Consider the following 17,548-nt stretch of genomic DNA (forward strand, 5'->3'; position numbering starts at 1 on the left):
TTCTATTATCTTGTAAGCTTGACTTTTACGCGCGCTTATGGAGTTTTTGGGAGTTCCTCTCTTCGATAATGATATCTATAAAATGATCTTTCGGTTTGCACTGAATTTTACCTTCATCAGTGTGATCATTCGAGGGCTTTACTACCGACATGCCCGGAGAACGGAATACGTTTTTACCTTTTATATGGTGAGCATAGTGATTTTCTTTCTATGCTTTACACTACAAAATTTTACACTTGATTTAGGAATGGCCTTGGGTCTCTTTGCCATTTTCGGGATCATTCGCTACCGCACCTTAACCATTGACATTAAGGAGATGACCTACCTCTTCGTGGTGATTGGAGTCTCTGTGATCAATGCTTTGGCGAATAGAAATATGAGCTATGCCGAGGTGATCGGTGCGAATGTGGCTATTGTTGGGGCCATCTATGTGATCGAAAAGTATGTACTGTCGAAAGCCAGAGTCGAACAAAGGAGTGTTACTTACAATGATTTAGAAAGACTAAAGCCCGAAAACTACGATAGCCTTGTGGTTGATTTAAAGGAGAAAACTGGTCTTGATATTACGGAGGTATCTGTTTTAAAAACAGACTTGGCCAATGGCGTCTGTACCTTGAATATTTTTTACCGAGTTCAATCGAGATGATCAAGTTTCGAATTCTTCTCACCGCCTTTTTGGTTTGTTTTTTCACTGTTTCTGCCTTCGGCCAAAGTGGAGGACGAGTAAGCGATGTTGAGGTATGGTTGAAAGCAGGAGGGAAAGTAGATCTTACGGATAAATGGGAAATCGCCTTTGAAGAGCAGATTCGGTTCGATGATGATGTAAATGCACTCAAGAATTTCCACACAGAAATTCAACTGACTTTTAAGCCGATCGAGGCATTGAGTCTTCATGCCGTTTCAAGATACATTACAAGAAATGACAATAGCGGAAGCATTCAAGGCTTTGAAGATCTGTTTCGCTACCAATTCGGAGCTAGTTATAAGCATGACCTGGGTCAACTTAGAATGAAATACAGGGCCTTATATCAACACCGGAATGAGGTTGGTATTTCGGAAGCTCAGGGTGATATTCCTGAAAAATTCTTAAGGCTTAGGACAAGTGCAGAATACAAGATTAAGGACTGGAAATACGATCCGCAAGTAAGAGTTGAGTATTTCAATGCACTAAACGATGAGGTAGGCACGAACAATCAAATTCGTTTTGGTTTCGGCACAGAACGAGATTATAAGAAATTCGGTGAGTTAGGCTTTTTCTATCTTTTTGAGAGTTCTTTAGGACTCAATATCAAGCAGCTAACCCATATACTTTCATTCAAGTATACTTATACCTTTTGAGCTACCACCCTTGAATCTGTGAGTCCATCCAAACGGTACGTTGCCTTAACCAGTTTTTGACGTAGTCGATTTCTTCTTCAAGGCTATTTCCTACAAAGCTGTTGAATGGCAGGGCAATGCCGAAAACCGGCCACTGAGCAAAATTACGGTTTGCAGCACCGTTTGACTCTAAGTAGGTCACCCAGTCATCGATTTTTGCATTAATGGCGGTCAGGCCCAGTTCATTACTTCTAAGCGCTGTCCATCTGGTTTTGACGGCACTTCTGAATTTTGGATCACCGAGTAGTTTATCCCACCAAAAATGTACAAGCCATAAATCTTGAGGATTTCGATCATTGAATTCGTAAATCCACTCGCTGGTGGCACTTCTGCCATCATTGCCAAAGGCCAAATTGAAATCCCAAACAGGGCCCATAGCCAGCTTACCATTCTGGTACTTATGCATGTAAGTACTTAACCGGTAGGCATCAGGGTTGGCACTGAGTTCGTTCAGGATGAAGAAATCGACAAAACTGCCGACATCTATATAATTTTCATAGTCACGCGTTGCTCCTGAATAGTCTTCTTGGATAAGGGCCTCTTCGAAGTCGCTGATGTATTGCTGAATATAGTTTTTCTGTGCATCATTAATGTTTTCGGCTCGTGGGTACTCATACATAAAGTACGTCTCTATTCCTCTTTTAGATCCATAGGGTTCGAAAGGGTGAATATTACCATTAGGACTGTAAGGTGACCTGAACCCCAGGTTTTCAGTATACAAAGCATCACCCGGCCAATCTGAGTTATCGGTATCTCCACTGGTCTTGTCGATTTTTAAAATGTACCCACCGGTAAGTTCAGCACCAGAGGTTACCGTCTGATCCATCGGTTCTATGGTCAACCGATCGCCATCACGTTTGATTTTTTCCATAAAGGCATACACGCCTCTATAACTGTTGTTAAGGTTAAGTTCGACAAGCTGTGTTTTTGCAGCCCATCGGCCAATGTCGTTGGACAAATCATAGAGCAGGACGTTTCTCAACAGCGTCTTGTCGCTATACGGGCCATGCAGCACCCAATCTTCCTCTTTACCAAAATCTAAAATCTCTAAGGAGATATCTTCGCCATTTTGATCCCAAAATTCAATGCCATAGGATAGTTTCGGAAAAAGCCTTCTGGAAGTTGAACCCCGTAATTCAATACCAATTGGATTCGAGAAAACGGATTGTTGGTTGACGAACACTTGTAAAGTGCCACTTACCTTCGGCTCATCAACGATGGTGTTTCCTTCGGAACTAATGACGAAATATGGGATTTCACTGCCCTCTGGGAGCACTAGATCTGGATCAGTCGGTATATCTGTTCCACCTTCTTTGTCTTTGCATGAGATAATGATCAGGGAGCAAATGAGAATCAGAGCAGTAGAAGATTTGTGTAGGCGCATCGGGTTTTGGCTATCGGCTTATGTGATATTTATACGTCAGAGGAAATTAGCAAAAATTATACCTCGTTATGGTTTTTAACGTGCTAATCACTAATCGAAACCTCTAAATTTCCACTTTGTTCTAACGCTTATCTTTTGAACTCAAGTATATTTGAGCCTCAACAGAAAATGACATGAGAAAAAAGATAATCGCAGGAAACTGGAAAATGAATAAATCTTTAGAAGACGGATTGGCGCTTGCTTCTGAAGTCACCAATATGGCCGCGGATGAAGTGCCTTCTGAAGTGACCATGATCATGTGCACACCGGCTATTCATTTATCGGCTGTTTCGGGAATTGTAAAGGATGTTGCGAATGTCTCTGTTGGAGCCCAAAATATGAGCGAACATGAGTCTGGAGCTTACACTGGAGATTTATCAGCTGAGATGGTTATTTCTGCTGGTGCTTCATTTGTCATTATCGGTCACAGCGAACGTAGAGAGTATCATTTCGAGACCAATCAGCAGCTTGCTGATCGTGTAAAGTTAGCTTTGAACAAAGGCATTACACCAATCTTTTGCTGCGGAGAATCTTTAGAAACGCGAGAGGCCAACGAGCATGTCGGTTTTGTGAATAATCAATTGAAAGAAAGCCTTTTTGAACTCTCCGCTGAAGAAATGAAGAAAGTGGTGATCGCCTATGAGCCAATTTGGGCGATAGGTACCGGAGTCACAGCCAGTTCGGCTCAGGCGCAAGAAATGCACTTGAGTATTAGAGAATCACTGGCAGGGCAATTTGGTCAGGAGGTCGCTGACGACATATCAATCCTTTATGGAGGTAGCATGAAGCCGGCAAACGCTCAGGAGCTTCTGGCACAACCTGATGTTGATGGTGGTCTGATAGGTGGAGCATCGTTAAAAGCCCGTGATTTCGTTGATATCGCTAAATCCTACTAATGGATTTCATTCAAATCAATGTTCATTGTGATCCTCCGTTTAGAGATATTCTTACAGCAGAGATGGGTTACCTTGAATATGATTCCTTTGTCGAAACAGAGGTAGGTTTCGAAGCCTACATTTCAGAAGAGAAATTCAGCCATCCAGCTTTGCAAACCCTATTTAATGATTACAGGAAGCAAACCAGAATTTGGTACGAGCTGAAGAAGATACCGAAGGTCAACTGGAACGAAGAATGGGAAAAGAACTACGATCCCATTCTGGTGGACGATAAAATTTACGTTCGAGCTACTTTTCACGAATCCAAACCCGAATACCCATACGAAATAGTGATAGTACCAAAGATGTCTTTTGGTACGGGTCATCATGAGACAACCCACCAGTTACTGGCACTACAATTAGAAGTTGACCACAAAGACAAGAAGGTGCTGGATGTTGGTTCGGGTACCGGTATTCTGGCCATTATGGCCGATAAACTGGGAGCCAAGTCTGTTGCCGCTACTGATATTGACGAGTGGTGTATAGAAAACTCAATTGAAAATTTTGGGCTAAATGATGTGGTACCAACTTTTGTTAAGAAGGGTACTATCCATGAGTTGAAACTCAATGAGCAATACGACATCGTTTTAGCCAATATCAATACCAATGTTTTGCTCAATGAAATTCCCGTTTATGGCGATTTACTGGTTGATGGGGGCTATTTGTTCCTAAGTGGTTTCTACGAAAAAGACATGTCACAAATATTAGATTTGACCTCAAACCACGGTTTGAAAGAAGTGAAGCACACCACCCGTAAAAACTGGGTAGGTCTGGTGCTTCAGAAAGTCAACTAAGTTTTCACTATTCTGGCGAAATCTTCGTTCATTTAATAGGTCAAGACAGACAGCAACACTTTATGATCAAGGGTCAAAGAGTAATTATAGCACTCCTTTCACTGATTATACTGAGTACTTTGGTACGTGCGCAGAATAGTCCCCTTGACTCCATTCCGCTTAGCCCTGATATTGAAGCAATCATAAAAGCGGACGACCCCGCTAAGTTTCCGCCTCAGTACGCCTTCTTTATTCAAAACTATCAGAACAGTGGTTTTTCAACAGAGATGAAGAAAGACCTATTGATAGGCTTGAGAAAGCTTGATAGTCTTAACATACGTGTACGCTATGATTTGAGAGAGTTTCTGGAAATTCTTCAGCTCGCGAAAGAAGAGCATAACTTTGATCAGCAGGGGATGAAAGATCTGACCTATGCCATGCGAAAAGCAACTGAGCAATATGATCGTGTAAAGATTCAATCCTATATAGAAACACTACACACCTTTATGGCTGAAAAGGCCATTTACAAAGATCGTTATCAATCGATCACATTGAAGAATGCCTCTTATGAAGTGCTCTATAATGAAGAGAGTTTTGATCAGCCACAAGAAATTGTTTATACAGCTGCCAAATCTGTTTCGGTAGAGGAATTGAAGGCCAGGGCCAGAGGTGAATACAATGAACCCGAGCCGCCTCCTACTGATAAAATGAATGATGCCCTACCAGAGATGTACCCGGAAATGGGCGCGGTCATCCACCTAAAAAAAGGAGATCTGGTATTTGCCAGTAGTCAAGATACTTTTGAAATCACTGGTGCCGAAGGCTATTTCCTTTTTGATAAAAAGGTGTTTCGCGGTCAGGATGGTATTGTAGACTGGTCAAACCTGGGCATGGCTCCAGAACAGATGAAAGCTCGATTGAGTAACTACGAGTTTGGCATTAACCAGCGTGAGTTTAAGTTCGAAAATGTACTCTTCAGTCAGCCTGAAAAGATAAAGGCACCTGTTGAAGGAGAACTAAGCCTCAACATAAGACCATCACGAACTGAACGAGGTACCTATCCAAGGTTTACATCATACAACGCGGATACGCCCATCAAGGGATTGGGCTCGGAGAAACTGACGTTTACTGGGGGGATCACTTATGAAGGCCCTAACTTTTATTCTCGATCGGCCTACGAAGAGACTTCTACGGTTATTGGGACACTAGATGGTAAAATGAGGTTTAGGTCCAGGAGCAAAGACTTCGTATTTAATGTTGAAGACTCCATTTTAACTTCGGAGGATGCCGAACTCACCATCTATCATGAAGGAGATTCGATTTTTCATCCAGCGATAGAATTCACATATGACTATAAGGCCGACTTGATGGAAGTCGAGACGAGTGTGCAGGGATATAAGACCACACCATTTCGCTCATCCTTTTATAATGTTGACATTTCTGGCGATATGCTTACCTGGGATCTCAATGCTGATTCTTTGGATCTCACGATCAACTCAGCACGAGCTGATGTCCCCTTGATGATTGAATCAAAGGACTTCTACAGTAATCAGAAATTTCAGGATATGGCCCAGATTTTCAGCTTTCATCCGCTGATCATGGCGGTGAATATGGCCAAAACTTATGGAGGTTCTTTTTATACGAGCCAAATGGCGAGAGATAAGAATCTCGATGAAGGTCTAGTAAAGAAAACGATGGAGCTTTTGATGGCGCGTGGTATGGTCAAGTATGACAGAACCAGTGGCCGTGTTGAGGTTTTGGAAAAGGGTTATCACTATGAGGAATCGGGTAGTAAAAACCCTTATTACGATGACATTCTTATCCCGTCAATTATCGGAAATGCCCCTAATGCTACGTTGAATTTTAAGGATTCAGTGTTGACCGTCAGAGGCGTTCAGCGCTTCTTAGTCAGTGATTCATTGGATGTAGTTATTGCCCCTAATGATGGTCAAATCAAGATTTTGAAGAATAGAGATATTGAATTCAATGGGGCTTTAGACGCAGGAAATTTCCAATTCAACGGCTACGGCTTCAAGTTTAAGTACGATAGCTTCTATGTGGACATGGAAAAGATCGACTTCATTAGGTTACAGGTAGAAGTCGCTGAAGGTAGACGAGAGGCACTCAGCAACCAATTGGTAAGTACATCAGGTAAAATTCAAATCAATGAACCTGATAATAAAACGGGTTTGAGGTCATTACCAGAGTATCCAATCTTCACTTCTTTCGAAAGTGCTAATGTCTATTTTGGTGGAGACGATGTACTTAAAGGCGCCTATGATAGCACCGTTTACTTTGATATTCCGCCTTTTGAGATCGATAGTGTAGCTGATGAGGACCCCTCCAAATACGAATTTCAGGGTGTTTTTTCTACGGATGGTATGCTTCCAGACTTTGAAGAAGGCTTAAGGCTTATGCCTGATAAGAGCTTTGGTTTTGTACACGCGATTCCTGACAGTGGTTATAACCTGTACCGAACAGGAGGCCGATTGTTTGGGGAGGTGAAATTGGATAAGCAAGGGATTACAACTCCAGGCCAAATGGACTATCTGACTGGCTCATTTGATACAGAGTTATCCACACTATTCTTAGACTCATTGGTTGCTCCAAAAGGAATAAAAGCGGTTTTGCAAGAAGGCTTTGTAGATACTGTTTCTTATCCTTCAATGGAAGTAGAGGCTTATAATATGAATTGGCTGACCAAAAGAGACAGTATGGTTTTAACCAATCTAGACATCAATAAACCCTTCCAGATTTTCGATAAAAAGGCACAATTGAAAGGAGAAATGACCTTGCGGAAAGCAGGGCTCTATGGTAAGGGAGAGATGGACATAGATGGCGCTAAACTGATGTCCGACTCGATGGCCTTTCAGAATAAGTCATTTATCGCAGCACATTCGAGCCTTACCTTGAAGGCTCCTAATTCCAGAAAGCCTATTCTGAGTACCACGGATGCTCGTGTCGATTTTGACGTAGCCAATGAGTTAGCCAATATTGGTCCTGAAGTTGCAGGAACAGCAGCACTCGAATTTCCTCTGGCGCAGTTCAAAACATCCATTCCATCTGCCATATGGGATGTAAAGGGCAACATGGTGACGATGAGCAAGCCAGAAGATGTACCGATTGAGCAATCCTTCTTTTATTCCACCAACAAACGCCTAGATTCCTTGGCCTTTAGTGGAACCGATGGCTTCTATGATATTGCCAAAAAAGAACTCAATGTAAAGGGTATCCCTTTCATCAAAGTGGCGGATGCAAAGATTACACCGGAAGGCAGTGAGTTGACCATTCTGGAGAACTCGAGAATTGAGAAGTTAGAGAATGCTGTGATCCTAATTGATACAGCCAATGCTTACCACAGACTTTTTAATGCTGAGATTGAAATTCTTTCCAGAACCAGTTTTAGAGGTAGAGGCACCTATGAATTGGTGACCGTACAAGACACTTTCGCGATTGAATTTGATCAATTCCGTTTTGTGGAGAATGACGAGGTACACGGTCCACATACTATGTCTAGTGGTGTTGTAAGCCCAGCAAGTAACATTCGGATTTCTCCAGGCTTCATTTATCAGGGAGAGGTGACCATGTTTGCCTACAAGAAGGCACTTAAACTGGAAGGAGCCGTTAAGTTGGAATTGGCAAAAATCAAAGAGCGAAATATCTGGATTGAATATGCTTCTGATGATGACATCGAGGAGGTAATCATTCCCTTTGACCAAGCCTTGACCAGTGATGGACTACCTTTGAATGCAGGGATTCATTTCGATGCCAAACAAGAGCCTTACATGTCTTTTATCACGGAGAAACGTGATCCGGGAGATGACGATTTCTTTGTGCCAAGGGGAGGCAATCTGTTCTATGATGCAGATGAAGAAGCTTATCGCATTGAAAATCCACAGAAATCTCAAAGCCCCGATATCTATCTAGCCGGAAGCATGTTCTCTTATAATGAGTATACTCAAGATGTAAGCTTTGAGGGCAAACTCAATTTCCTCTCGGGAGAGCGAAATCAAAATATTCAAGCAGCGGGTAAGGGTTCAGGCAATCTTGATTCAGCTAACTATGAATTAGACGCCACCATGACTTTCTCATTTGGCTTGCCCATGGAGGGTCTGGCCGCCATGGGACAAAACCTCAAGGAAATGGGTGAGCAACTGGGTGTGCCTCGTGCGCATCAAGATCGGTCCGATATGATTTATCGTGTGGCGGAATTTATCGGTAATGACGCAACGATCGCTTGGGACAGAAGCTATGAGACGGTTCCTATTCCTTTGGCCGCGGCAACCGAGACAGGCGAATTGATCAAGGACCTGGTGATTTCAAATGTTCATTTGAAATGGTCTAAACAGAGCAAAGCTTTCTATAGTGTAGGAAAAATAGGCGTTTCCAACGTTTCAAATATCGATCTAAATATGGAACTCGATGGTTTCATAGAAATAAGAAAGACTCCAGAAGGAGACATTATCACCGTACTTTTAGAGATGACGGATGGCACATGGTATCACTTCAATTATGATGGTTTCAGCTTTGGTTCTTTCTCTTCTAATGAGCTATATAATGCCACGGTGATGAATAGCAATAACGGCAAGACCAAAATAGGGTCTTTCAAAGTGTATATGACCACGATCGAAGAGATTACCCGATGGGCCATTGACTTTAAAAAGCTATATTATGGTATTGATGAACCTTACCGTTTAGTAATGGCCAATGATTCTAATCAGTCCCTTAAGAAGAAGACTACCATCGAAGGGGACGGTTTCTAGTCGAGAAGCAATCATGAAGAAGTACATCCTATTCCTCTTAATGTTTTCACTCACCTCTATGAGTTATGCCCAAGAGTATGACTTCTTAGACGATGGGCTTGTTCGAATTCCTATGACAGCTTTTGAAGGACCGATAAAGCTCACAGCGCCTGCGTTTCTTTATGACGGCACGGCTATTAAGAGTAAGAACCTCTCAGATTACATGTTTAAGCCTGAATTGAAGATAAGTTTCTTCGGGGTAAAGGAAGGAACTTGGAAGTTAAAGGCCATTGTATTCGAGAAGGAAGAGGATCAAGTAAAAATTGAACAGAAAAGAAGGCAATACAATCGTAGGAATAGTGAAGATCCTCTATTGAATAAGCCTTCACCAGAGATCGAAACAGTGGATCTTTCTGGTGAAGCTTTGAAGTTAAGCGACTTCCAAGGAAAACTCGTCATCCTTAATTTTTGGTTTATTGGCTGCAAACCTTGCATTATGGAAATGCCAGAACTAAATGAGTTGGTGGAAGAATATAAGGGAGAAGACATCGTCTTTTTGGCTGTTGCGCTTGACAATGCCTCATCCATCAAAGAGTTTTTAACCAAGGAGAAATTTGATTATCGAATTATTCCAGAAGGCAGATCTATTGCCAATGACTATGACGTTTACGCCTACCCGACTCATCTCATTATTGATACTGAAGGTAAAGTGATCTTTTCACAAACAGGTTACTCCAGTAATCTGAAGAAGACACTGAAAAAACAGATCAAGGATTTATTGAAGTGAGCATAGTTTCTGATGGGCAGCCCTGCATTTTGAAGCTTTTGGATTAAATTGCTGCAAATAGAAATGCATGAGCCAGATTAACGACTACATCACCAATAATAAAGATCGATTTCTAGATGAGCTGTTGGATTTGTTGAGGATCCCCTCAGTAAGTGCCGATAGTAAGTTCAAAGATGATGTCCGAAAAGCGGCAAGTTTTCTGGAAGAAAAACTGATCTCTGCTGGAGCCGATAACGTAGAAATTTGTGAAACAGGTGGGCATCCAATCGTTTATGGTGAAAAGATGGTTGATCCATCGGCACCGACTGTTTTAGTTTATGGTCATTATGATGTTCAACCAGCGGACCCTTATGAACTGTGGGATTCACCACCTTTCGAGCCGGTAATTAAGGAAACGGCACTTCATCCTGATGGCGCCATTTTTGCCCGGGGTGCATGTGATGATAAAGGTCAAATGTATATGCACATCAAAGCCTTTGAAGCAATGATGGCCACCAATACGCTCGGCTGTAATGTGAAATTTATTATTGAAGGTGAAGAAGAAGTCGGATCGGATAATTTGGAAGACTTCTTGGCGGATAATAAAGAGAAATTAGAGGCTGACATCGTATTAGTTTCTGATACAGGAATCATCGCGAATGATGTTCCATCCATCACCGTAGGCCTTAGGGGGCTGAGTTATGTCGAAGTGGAAGTCACTGGCCCCAATAGGGATTTACATTCGGGTCTATATGGAGGTGCAGTACCCAATCCGATCAATATCCTTTCAGAAATGATCGCTTCTCTCAAGGACGAAAATCAACGGATCAATGTCCTCGGTTTTTACAATGATGTAGTGGAGTTGACTTCTGTAGAAAGAGCCGCGCTAGCTCGAGCACCATTCAACTTGGAAGAATTTAAGAGCTCAATTGGACTGAGTGATATTGAAGGAGAGTCAGGTTATAATTCAATGGAACGTACTTCCATTCGTCCAACTTTGGATGTCAACGGCATTTGGGGTGGTTATACTGGGGAGGGGGCCAAAACGGTGATTCCTTCCAAGGCCCATGCAAAGATTTCTATGAGATTGGTTCCTAATCAGGATCCTGAAAAAATCACGAAGCTGTTTGAAGAGCATTTTAAAAGTATAGCACCAAAGTCGGTGAGTGTCAAGGTGACTCCTCATCACGGTGGTCAGCCTGCGGTGACTCCGACAGATTCTCCGGCTTATCTGGCTGCTGCCAAGGCCATGGAAGCGACTTTTGGCAAGGAGCCTGTTCCGTTTAGAGGAGGAGGCAGTATCCCGATTGTTGCGCTCTTTGAGCAAATTTTGGGCGCTAAAACAGTGTTAATGGGCTTCGGCTTGGATTCAGATGCGATTCATTCACCAAACGAGCACTATGGCTTATTTAACTATTATAAGGGGATAGAGACTATCCCACTATTCTATCAGAATTATGCTGAAATGAAGTAGGGTGAATTTCAATGAAGTGTATTGAATCAAAACATCATTGAATTCGTTCTGTAAAAAGCCTATGAAAAAGTCGCTCATCTTATTAATTGTCCTCTTCGTGAGTTTCAGTGCCTCAGCTCAGTTGAGGAAAACTACCGAATGGTCTTTTGACGCCTCCAAAAAAGAGGTAAAGGTAGGAGATGAAATCGAATTGATTTTCAATGTGAGGATCATTGATGACTGGTACCTCTATTCAAGTGACATTGGTGAAGACGTAGGGCCTATGCCAACCGAAATCGTCTTTGAAGACAGCCTTTCATTCGAGCTGATTGGCGATCTCATACCGATTGATGCCAAAAAGAAATTTGATAAGATTTGGGAAGCTGACGTGACCTATTTTGAAGGTACTGCGGAGTTTAGGCAACGTATCAGAGTTTTAAAGAATGACTTAAACCTGCGCGGTGAACTGTCCTTTCAGACTTGTACAGACTTAACAGGTCTTTGTATTCCTGGGTTTCAAGACGTTGATTTTAACTTTATAAAGGTTGTTGACGGGGGTGGGAATCAAAGGCCGGGACCCGGTAGTTCTGGAATTCAGAATCATGCGAAATGGACTTTTGAGACATCTCAAAGCGATGTGAAGACTGGCGATGTAATCGAGCTTATTTTGAAAGCTAAAATTGACGCGGACTGGTACTTATACTCAAGCGATAATGAAGAAGGTGGCCCGATTTCCACGGAAATCTCTTTTGAGCCCAGCTCTACTTTCGAAGTGATTGGTGATTTGATACCAATAGACCCTAAACAGAAATATGATGAGACATTTGGAATGGATGTCAGCTATTTCAATGACTATGCAGAGTTTAGGCAGAAGATAAAAGTACTTCAACCCAATCTGGATGTTAGGGGTGAAGTATCTTACCAAACCTGTTCTGATATTACCTTATCGTGTGTGCTTGGCACAGCAGACTTACAATTTGATTTCAAGAAGGTTTACGGGGAGGATCAAGCTCCTACCGGTGACTACAGCGATCTTTTAGAAGCCGATGGAGGAGCTTCACTTTGGGGCTTCTTTATTGCTGCATTTTTGTTCGGTTTGGCCGCTTTGTTGACGCCATGCGTATTTCCAATGATACCCATGACGGTGGCCTTCTTTACCAATAATTCCCAGTCAAGATCCCAAGCCAAGGTTAAAGCGCTGAGTTATGGCATTTCTATTATTGCTATCTACATATTGATCGGACTAATTTTCACCAGTTTCTTTGGAGTAGGCTTAGCTAATGATCTGGCAACCGGTGCGGTAGCAAACATCATATTCTTCTTGGTATTTGTGATTTTTGCCATTTCCTTTTTTGGCTATTTTGAGATTAATCTACCAACTAGTTTCGTCAATAGGATGGATAAAAAGGCAGAGAAGGGCGGGTTTCTGGGTGTTTTCTTTATGGCCTTTACCCTTGTGTTAGTTTCCTTTTCCTGCACAGGTCCAATAGTTGGAACGGTTTTAATTCAGTCCTTTCAGGGTGAGGTTATCAAGCCTGTAGTGGGCATGCTTGGATTTTCTTCGGCATTCGCGATTCCATTTACATTATTCGCATTCTTCCCAGGGCTTTTGAAGGATTTACCAAAGTCTGGTGGCTGGCTCAATTCAGTAAAAGTGGTACTGGGCTTCATTGAAATCGCCTTGGGCTTCAAGTTCTTGAGTGTAGCGGATCAGGCGTACCACTGGGGCCTTCTAGATAGAGAGGTTTATATCGCCATTTGGTTTGTATTGGCCATTCTATTGGCATTGTACCTATTCGGGGTCATTCGATTTCCTCACGATTCAAAAGGCCAACGCATTAAACCTATTGCGCTTGTTGTTGCCATCAGCAGTATTGCCTTTGCGGTATATCTTTTTCAAGGTTTTGGCAATGCACCACTTACGGCTTTGGCAGGCTACCTTCCACCAGAAAAGACCACGGACTTTTCATTTCAGCAGGCATTAGGCTTGGTTGAACCTGAGGAAAAGCATGATGTCACGCCAGACGGTTTTGATGGAGAAGTTAGGCATGCGGATTTTCTTGAATTGCCACATGGGCTTAAAGGATTCTTTGACTATGATCAGGCAATTGCCTTCGCGAAAGAAGTCGGAAAACCGCTGTTTATTGATTTCACTGGTCATGGCTGTGTGAATTGCCGTAAGATGGAACAATATGTTTGGTCAGACCCTGAAGTATTGAAACGCCTCAATGAAGACTTTGTGGTGGTAGCCATTTATGTCGATGATAAGACCGAATTACCTGAGTCAGAATGGTACACTTCAACTTTTGATGGAAAAGTCAAAAAGACGATCGGAAAGCAGAATTTTGATTTTCAGATTGTCAAGTTCAATGGCAATGCACAACCTTATTACGTATTGCTCGACAACAACGAGCAACCTTTAGTAACTCCGAAAGCCTATGATCCTAGCGTTGAAAGTTTCGTCAAATTTTTAGATGTGGCTAAGGAGGAATTCAATAGGCGACAATGACATTAAGATGAGTGAACAGCGGCAAACCTATACATTGCCCGTTAAGGGAATGACCTGTGCTGCCTGTGCCACTAGCATTGAGAAAACGCTTAACAAACAAGCAGGTGTAGCTTCAGCCGAAGTTAATTATGCGACAAATACCGTTCTTATCAGTCTCTCTGAGCAGGTCAAGCTGTCAAATCTGAAAAAAGCCGTAAGAAAGTCGGGTTATGACCTTCTTCTGGAAGGAAGTGATGCTAAAGCCAAAGATTCCGACCTAACCCAGCTCAAAAAGCAATTATATCTGGCGCTTCCTATTACAGCCATCATAGTAGTGCTTTCCATGTTTATAGGCCCCTTTGCCTACAAGAATTATGTGCTTTTGGTCTTAACACTACCGGTACTATTTTGGTCAGGTCTTCGGTTTTACGGTAGCGCGATAAGACAACTGGCCAGACTCAGTGTCAATATGGACACACTGATTGCTACAGGCACCGGAGCTGCATTTCTATTTAGTCTGGTAGTGACCATCTTCCCAGAATGGTTGACTGATCAGGGTCAGGCAGCACATGTCTATTATGAGTCCGCTGCCGTGATTGTGAGTTTTATTCTGCTCGGCAAATATCTGGAAGAGCGTGCCAAAAGCAAGACATCCTCTGCCATTGAGAAGCTGTATAGCCTGAACGTTAAAACGGTCACCAAGCTTGAAGGCAATCAGCAAAAGACCGTCAAGATAGAGGAGGTCGTTTTTGGGGACATACTTTTGATCAAAGCAGGAGAAAGAATTCCTGTGGATGGGATGGTTATCGAAGGTCTTTCAACCATTGATGAGAGTATGCTAACTGGTGAACCGGTACCTGTCGATAAGACTGAAGAGGATGCTGTAAAAGCCGGAACATTTAACCAAACCGGAACACTTAAGATTAGTGCGGAGAAATTAGGTGCTGAAACCATTCTGGGCCAAATCATTAAAATGGTGAGTGAAGCGATGGGCTCGAAAGCACCAGCACAGAAACTAGCGGATAAGATCGCAGGTGTTTTTATACCGATCGTTTTGTTGTTGGCTGTAGCGACATTCTGTATCTGGTATTTCTTAGTTCCGGATTCATCACTCACCCTGGCCTTTGTAAATACCTTTAATGTTTTAATCATCGCCTGTCCTTGCGCCTTGGGTTTGGCCACGCCTACAGCTTTGATGGTGGGTATTGGTAAGGCCGCTTCCAGAGGAATCTTGATCAAGAATGCGGTTGCGCTAGAAAAGGCGAGACGTCTTGAGAGGCTCTTTCTTGATAAGACAGGCACAATTTCCAAAGGCAAATTGGAAGTCGTGGCATCTCAACTATTTTTCCCAGATGAGGAGAAACTTGAGCTATTAAGTATTCTAAATGGGATCGAGTCAAGTTCTAATCACCCCATTGCCCAAGCGATCGTTGATTACCTGAATGATACTTATCAACTCTTTCCGTTTCAAATAGCCAATGTCAAAACCTTGCCTGGTGTTGGTTTGAGTACGGCATTAGACGGAGTCAATTTTGAAGTTTCCGGTCTTGATAAAACCAGTGTTAAGAAGTTATCATCTGAACAATTTCAATTAGTAGAAGCCTACAAAGCAAAAGGTTACTCTATCGTGCTCTTTTGGCGAGATGGTGAGCCGAAAGCAGTATTTGGCTTAAAAGATACATTGAAGAGTAGCTCGATAGGGATAATATCCGATCTACAGAAAAAGGGAGTGATTGTAGAAATCCTATCAGGGGATCATGAATCAGCGGTAGCCAGTGTTGCTTACGCGGTAGGAATCGATCGTTATCAGGCCGGATTGATGCCCGCTGACAAGGCGAGGGTTGTTGAAGCAGGACAAAAAATCGGTATCACCGGCTTTGCTGGCGATGGCATCAATGATGCGCCAGCCTTGGCTCAAGCCGACCTAAGCATTGCGATGAGTACAGGAACAGATATTGCCATGGAGAGTGCGGATGTTACATTAATGGCAGGCGATCTTGGTAAAATCGCTGATTTGATAAAAATATCTGCTCAGACCGTCCAAACAATGAATCAGAACCTTTTCTGGGCTTTTGTCTACAATATGATTGCCATTCCAATAGCTGCTGGTGTCTTAATTCCCGTCAACGGATTCATGCTTAACCCTATGATTGCTGGTGCAGCCATGGCCTTTTCATCATTAAGTGTAGTGCTAAATAGCCTTAGGTTAAAAGCGATCAAATAGTACCTCTCAAATTTTTTTCAACCAATTACACCTAAAATGTGTTATTTTAGCGTTTAAAGGCAAAAATTAGTCCATGAACAAACGCTTAACCGCATTAGCTGCGGTATGTATTGTAGCTATAATTGTTACAGTCTATTTCATTTCTAAACCCAAACTAGTACTCGATGAAAGCGAGGTCTTCCCTGAAGAACTTGCCGAGGAATTTTTTGAGGAAGAACCCCTGTTTAAGTTTGGTATTCCAGTCGAGCTATTTGACATCGAAGAGGGTAGAATAAAGCGTAATCAGACTTTTGCAGATATCTTACTGCCTTATAACATCAGTCGCCAGGATATCTACACGATGGACAAGATTTCAAAAAAGGTCTTTAGTGTAAGGAATTTTGTGCCGAAAAGAAGGTATAGCATTTTCTATAATACCGACTCACTCAATAAGAAAAAAGCGGCATACTTTATCTATGAGCCAAACGAGGTAGAATATGTGGTCTATCAGTTGACAGATTCACTAGCCGTTTTCAAAGAAGAGCGTAAAGTAGAAATTGTTGAACGTACAATGGCTGGTGTCATTACGGAAACGCTGGATCATTCTATTAGATCAGAAGGAGGCTCTGCTGCACTTGTAAGTGCTATGGCAGATGTCTACGGATGGCAGATTGAAATGAAAATGCTGCGTAAAGGAGATTGGTTTAAACTCATCTATGAAGACAGAATGGTTGATGGGCAATCGGTAGGTATTGGTAATATCATTGGTGCAGAGTTCAATCATATGAAGAATACCTATATGGCCTATAGCTATGATGATGGCAACGGGGTAGATTTCTTTGATGAAAATGGAGAAAGTGTTCAAAAGGCATTTTTGAGATGGCCAGTAGAGTTTTCCAGAATTTCCTCCAGATATAGCAGAAGTAGGTATCTAAAGATGTACGGACGTAGTCAGCCACATTTAGGAACTGATTTTGCAGCAGGTGTAGGAACTCCCATCAAAGCGGCAAGTGATGGCGTAATTGTAGCTCGTGCCTTCACGAAACCAAATGGCAACTATATTAAGATTAAACACAATGGTACTTACACTACTGGCTACTTGCATATGAGTAAGTTCGGAAAGTTTAAAAAAGGACAGCGTGTCAGGAAAGGAGATATTATTGGTTACGTGGGAGCCACAGGGTATGTGACCGGTCCACACTTGTGTTTTAGGTTCTGGAAAAATGGTAAACAAGTTGATTTTTTAACACAAAAGCTACCTGCTGAAAAACCATTGAAAGGTGATGAATTGCTTCTCTTTGAAGTTGCCGCTGAATTAACCAATAAGAGACTGGACGATATTCCGACCACTTGGGCCGATAAGACCATTTCGGCCAGCAACGAGTAAT

11 protein-coding genes are annotated in these 17,548 nt (G+C 42.3%); 10 read left to right on the top strand and 1 reads right to left on the bottom strand.

What is annotated here, in order from left to right:
• Window positions 1–37: 37 nt before the first annotated feature.
• Window positions 38–646 carry a DUF4956 domain-containing protein gene (locus tag BFP97_RS16050; protein WP_069843396.1) on the top strand — a complete coding sequence of 203 codons (609 nt, stop codon included), beginning with the start codon at window positions 38–40 and terminating at the stop codon, window positions 644–646.
• The gene (locus BFP97_RS16055) at window positions 643–1,338 is read left to right on the top strand and encodes a DUF2490 domain-containing protein (RefSeq protein ID WP_069843397.1); all 696 of its coding nucleotides are present in this window, start codon (window positions 643–645) and stop codon (window positions 1,336–1,338) included. Before BFP97_RS16050 ends, BFP97_RS16055 begins: the two co-directional genes overlap by 4 nt.
• 1 nt (window position 1,339) lies before the next feature.
• Here the strand turns inward: BFP97_RS16055 and BFP97_RS16060 are convergent, their stop codons facing one another.
• Window positions 1,340–2,761 carry a CotH kinase family protein gene (locus tag BFP97_RS16060; protein ID WP_069843398.1) on the bottom strand — a complete coding sequence of 474 codons (1,422 nt, stop codon included), beginning with the start codon at window positions 2,759–2,761 and terminating at the stop codon, window positions 1,340–1,342.
• 173 nt (window positions 2,762–2,934) lie between these two features.
• Here BFP97_RS16060 and tpiA point away from each other — a divergent pair, with 173 nt between their 5' ends.
• From tpiA to BFP97_RS16100, 8 genes are all read left to right on the top strand, one after another.
• On the top strand, window positions 2,935–3,696 hold the full coding sequence (gene tpiA, locus BFP97_RS16065; RefSeq protein WP_069843399.1) for a triose-phosphate isomerase: 762 nt from the start codon (window positions 2,935–2,937) through the stop codon (window positions 3,694–3,696).
• Window positions 3,696–4,529, top strand: coding sequence for a 50S ribosomal protein L11 methyltransferase (gene prmA, locus BFP97_RS16070; protein ID WP_069843400.1), 834 nt, complete (start codon window positions 3,696–3,698; stop codon window positions 4,527–4,529). Before tpiA ends, prmA begins: the two co-directional genes overlap by 1 nt.
• Window positions 4,530–4,591: 62 nt before the next feature.
• Window positions 4,592–9,271 carry a hypothetical protein gene (locus BFP97_RS16075; RefSeq protein ID WP_069843401.1) on the top strand — a complete coding sequence of 1,560 codons (4,680 nt, stop codon included), beginning with the start codon at window positions 4,592–4,594 and terminating at the stop codon, window positions 9,269–9,271.
• Between the two features lie 13 nt (window positions 9,272–9,284).
• Complete coding sequence (locus BFP97_RS16080) at window positions 9,285–10,037, top strand: TlpA family protein disulfide reductase (protein ID WP_170827487.1); 753 nt, start codon at window positions 9,285–9,287, stop codon at window positions 10,035–10,037.
• 76 nt (window positions 10,038–10,113) lie between these two features.
• Window positions 10,114–11,490 carry a dipeptidase gene (locus BFP97_RS16085; RefSeq protein ID WP_069844353.1) on the top strand — a complete coding sequence of 459 codons (1,377 nt, stop codon included), beginning with the start codon at window positions 10,114–10,116 and terminating at the stop codon, window positions 11,488–11,490.
• Window positions 11,491–11,551: 61 nt separating this feature from the next.
• Complete coding sequence (locus tag BFP97_RS16090; protein ID WP_139135339.1) at window positions 11,552–13,978, top strand: thioredoxin family protein; 2,427 nt, start codon at window positions 11,552–11,554, stop codon at window positions 13,976–13,978.
• Between the two features lie 7 nt (window positions 13,979–13,985).
• Window positions 13,986–16,181 (top strand): heavy metal translocating P-type ATPase, encoded by a 2,196-nt coding sequence (locus BFP97_RS16095; RefSeq protein WP_170827489.1) that lies wholly within the window; start codon window positions 13,986–13,988, stop codon window positions 16,179–16,181.
• A gap of 73 nt (window positions 16,182–16,254) precedes the next feature.
• Window positions 16,255–17,547 carry a peptidoglycan DD-metalloendopeptidase family protein gene (locus tag BFP97_RS16100; protein WP_069843404.1) on the top strand — a complete coding sequence of 431 codons (1,293 nt, stop codon included), beginning with the start codon at window positions 16,255–16,257 and terminating at the stop codon, window positions 17,545–17,547.
• Window position 17,548: the final 1 nt, after the last annotated feature.

It is taken from the genome of Roseivirga sp. 4D4 (assembly GCF_001747095.1).
Classification (GTDB): Bacteria; Bacteroidota; Bacteroidia; order Cytophagales; family Cyclobacteriaceae; genus Roseivirga.